Below are 1,756 nucleotides of genomic sequence, written 5' to 3'. Positions count from 1 at the left end.
AAACGTATCGACATCAATCAGCCAGTGAGCCAACATAAAAAATACCCTCAGCAATTAGTGTACTGAGGGTATTGTTAACCATCCGTAGGATCGTTCAACTGATCAATGCCTTAACTGATCGGTGTTATCCCGATTGGGAGGCTTTACAAAATAGCTCATTTTTATCTTACGCTTGCGCTTTCTTAGGCAAAGAAAAGTGCAGTAAGGCATAGCCAAGTAATGCTGCTGTCGTAGAACCCATTAAGATACCGAGTCGAGCATAGGTATCAAATTCAGGACTTACATTTCCGAACGCTAAAGAGGAAATGAAGATAGACATTGTAAAGCCAATACCACACAACACAGATACCGCAAAGATATGCTTGAAGTTAACGCCTTCAGGTAACTTAGCAACGCCCATTTTTACCGCTGCCCAGCTAAAGGTAAAGATACCTAGAGGCTTACCAACCAGTAGACCCAAAGCAATACCGAGTGGCAGCATTGAAGTTAGACCTGACATCGATACGCCTTCTAACGAAATCCCCGCATTGGCAAATGCGAATAGAGGCAGAATACCAAATGCCACGTATGGGTGAAGCGCGTGCTCCATATGTTTAAGTGGAGAATGTTCGCCCTGCTTTCCCTTTAGTGGGATAGCAAAACCAATCACTACTCCTGCCAATGTTGCGTGAACACCAGATTTAAGCACCGCGAACCATAAGATCGCACCGACGATCATGTATGGCGTAAGTTTTGTTACTTCCTTCGCATTCAACATGAATAGGACACCAGTCATGATGAAGCCAACAAGCAACGCCATGGTCGACAGGTCACCGGTGTAAAATAGCGCGATAATAACAACTACACCTAAATCATCGATGATAGCAACCGCCAGCAAGAACACTTTTAGGCTTACTGGTACACGCTTACCTAATAACGCCATGATACCTAAAGCAAAAGCGATATCTGTCGCCGCTGGAATTGCCCAACCAGAAATCGCCTCAGGATCGTTGGCATTAAAGGCTACGTAAATAAGAGCAGGAGCTAATATACCGCCAACCGCTGCAATCGCAGGGAAAATTGCGGTTTCTTTTGATTTTAACGCACCTTCAAGCAGCTCTCGCTTAACTTCAAGGCCAATGAGTAAGAAGAAAACAGCCATTAGGCCGTCATTAATCCAGTGAGAAACTGACATACCAAATACATAAGTATGCAGTACAGATTGATAAGTTTCGCCCAGCGGTGAGTTAGCAATGGTCATCGCAATTGCCGCGGCAATCACGAGAAGAATACCACCAGCTGATTCCATTTTGAAAAAGTCACGAATGACATCGTTCATGGTTTCGTCCTTATATTTATTATCTTAATAAACGATTAACAAAGAATGATAAGAGTGTATAGCGGTCGAAAACTTTAGAATAATCGCTTCTTCAGAGTATAAACTTCGATTTTTCCTATATGAAGTTTACTATACATCGTATTTTCCAACATAACACTCAATTTTGATCACAGCGCGTACTTGTTGTTATCGCGCCAAATGTTTATCAAGATTATGAGAAAATCAGCATAACATGGCATGTACTGTCATGATAACCCCATACTTTTGAGAAAAATTCAGGAAGTTTCATCCACTAAAAAACCACCCATTGGGGTAACACCGATCAGTTAAGGCATTGATCAGTTGAACGATCCTACGGATGGTTAACAATACCCTCAGTACACTAATTGCTGAGGGTATTTTTTATGTTGGCTCACTGGCTGATTGATGTCGATACGT

The 1,756-nt window shown here is 42.2% G+C and carries 1 protein-coding gene; it reads right to left on the bottom strand.

The window, feature by feature from the left end:
• Window positions 1-166: 166 nt before the first annotated feature.
• Window positions 167-1,318, bottom strand: coding sequence for a Na+/H+ antiporter NhaA (gene nhaA / locus IEW93_RS21705; protein WP_001000601.1), 1,152 nt, complete (start codon window positions 1,316-1,318; stop codon window positions 167-169).
• Between the last annotated feature and the right edge of the window lie 438 nt (window positions 1,319-1,756).

Source organism: Shewanella inventionis (assembly GCF_014641855.1).
GTDB classification, from domain to species: Bacteria; Pseudomonadota; Gammaproteobacteria; order Enterobacterales; family Shewanellaceae; genus Shewanella; species Shewanella inventionis.
This window is presented reverse-complemented; position numbering and strand designations above follow the sequence as displayed.

Excerpts from the sequence above, each read along its gene's own strand:
- nhaA (WP_001000601.1), bottom strand. The coding sequence starts at position 1,318 with ATGAACGATGTCATTCGTGACTTTTTCAAAATGGAATCAGCTGGTGGT.